General features: G+C 68.6%; 3 protein-coding genes and 1 pseudogene. 3 read left to right on the forward strand and 1 reads right to left on the reverse strand.

Going from position 1 to position 1,462, the window contains the following annotated elements; all coding sequences use genetic code 11:
- The 3 genes and pseudogenes from Q8814_RS26090 to Q8814_RS26100 form a co-directional block, all read left to right on the forward strand.
- Positions 1-480: inorganic phosphate transporter (locus Q8814_RS26090; RefSeq protein ID WP_330154822.1), on the forward strand; the 480-nt coding region annotated here is incomplete at its 5' end.
- Positions 477-737 (forward strand): hypothetical protein, encoded by a 261-nt coding sequence (locus Q8814_RS26095; RefSeq protein WP_330154823.1) that lies wholly within the window; start codon positions 477-479, stop codon positions 735-737. The genes Q8814_RS26090 and Q8814_RS26095, both read left to right, overlap by 4 nt.
- A gap of 53 nt (positions 738-790) precedes the next feature.
- Positions 791-1,132: pseudogene (locus Q8814_RS26100) on the forward strand (DUF3349 domain-containing protein); the annotation flags it as partial.
- A 91-nt stretch (positions 1,133-1,223) separates the two neighbouring features.
- Here the strand turns inward: Q8814_RS26100 and Q8814_RS26105 are convergent.
- Positions 1,224-1,462 (reverse strand): non-canonical purine NTP pyrophosphatase (locus Q8814_RS26105; RefSeq protein WP_330154825.1); only part of this gene is annotated, 239 nt, incomplete at its 5' end.

The following is a 1,462-nucleotide window of genomic DNA, read 5'->3' on the forward strand; positions in this document are numbered from 1 at the left end:
CCGCCCGGCACCTATCTCGGAGGTTGGCGGATCATCCGGACTCTCGGCAGAGGCCTGGTCGAGATCACACCGGCGAACGGGATGGCAGCGGAGTCCTCGTCGGCCGCGATCATCCTGACCTCGAGCCATTTCGGTTTGCCGCTGTCGACGACGCATGTGGCGACCGGCTCGATTCTCGGCACGGGGCTGGCCACGAAGGGCGCCCAGGTGCGCTGGGGCATCGCGGGCCGCATGGCGGTGGCATGGCTGATCACGTTGCCCGCCGCGGGGCTCATGGGTGCGCTGTGCTGGCTACTGGGGTCGCTGATCGGTGGACTCGGCGGTGTGGCGCTCGACCTTTCGATCCTGTGCGCGCTCGCCCTGTACATCTATCTGCGCTCTCGTCGCCGGCCGGTCGATGCGTCGAACGTGACGGACGAGTGGGAAGACGGACCCGCCCGGGGGCGGTCCGACGTCCAGGACCCGAGGGAACGCGCGTGAGCCTCTTGACGACCCTCGACTCCTTGTGGCAGGTCGTGCTGGTGGGTCTCGTCCTGGGTGCGGGCCTGCCGGTGTTCTTCCCGCTCGGACTGCGATTCTCGACCGTCGGGCGTGGTTCGACGACGATGCGCCCATCGCTTCCGGCGGCCGCGGCAGCCGTCGTGTGTTTTGCGGTGGTGCTGATCGCTCTCGGCGCCGGCATCCTGCTGATCACTCACGAGTTCCTCGAAGACACGTTCGGGTTCGCAGTGTTCTGACTTTCCTGGGCATCGACGCTATCGTCCCTTGAATCGACACAGAGGAGACGGCGATGGCGCGATGGTCACCGCGAGCGGTGCTGGACTGGCTACGGGCCGGATACCCCGAAGGAATCCCGGCGAAGGACCATTTCGCGTTGTTGGCAGTTCTGCAACGGCGACTGACCGACGAGGAGATTCTCGAGGCGATCGACACCGCTGCCGCAACCGCCGCCGAGCACCCCGACCGGCACGTCGACCACGACACGCTGCGTCGGATCGTCGCCGGGTTGATCCACGAAGAGCCCACCCCCGAGGACATCGAACGGGTGCGGGAGCGCCTGATCGCTGCGGGATGGCCCGTCGTCGGTGACGAACTGTCGCGAGGCGACGTCGAGGAACCACCGGTCTCCGGAACCCCGGACGACGACCCCGGTGTGTCCCCCGGCAGCGTCGGCGACGCGCCGCGGGACAACCGGTAACGGCGCGCGGTCCGGGCAGGCCCGCTCAGCTGCGGGCGAGCGCAGCGAGTTCCGGGATCAACTGCGCAAGCGCACGACCGCGGTGCGAGGAGGCGTCCTTTTCTGCGGGATCCAGTTCGGCGGAGGAGCGTTGTTCCCCTTCCGGCCGGAAGATCGGGTCGTAGCCGAACCCGTTGCTTCCCCGCGGAGCGCGCAGGATGTGCCCGCGCCATTCGCCACGCACCACGGTCACCTCGCCCGACGGGAGGGCGAGGGCGCTTGCGG

This window comes from Rhodococcus chondri, assembly GCF_036327435.1.
Lineage (GTDB): Bacteria > Actinomycetota > Actinomycetes > Mycobacteriales > Mycobacteriaceae > Rhodococcus > Rhodococcus chondri.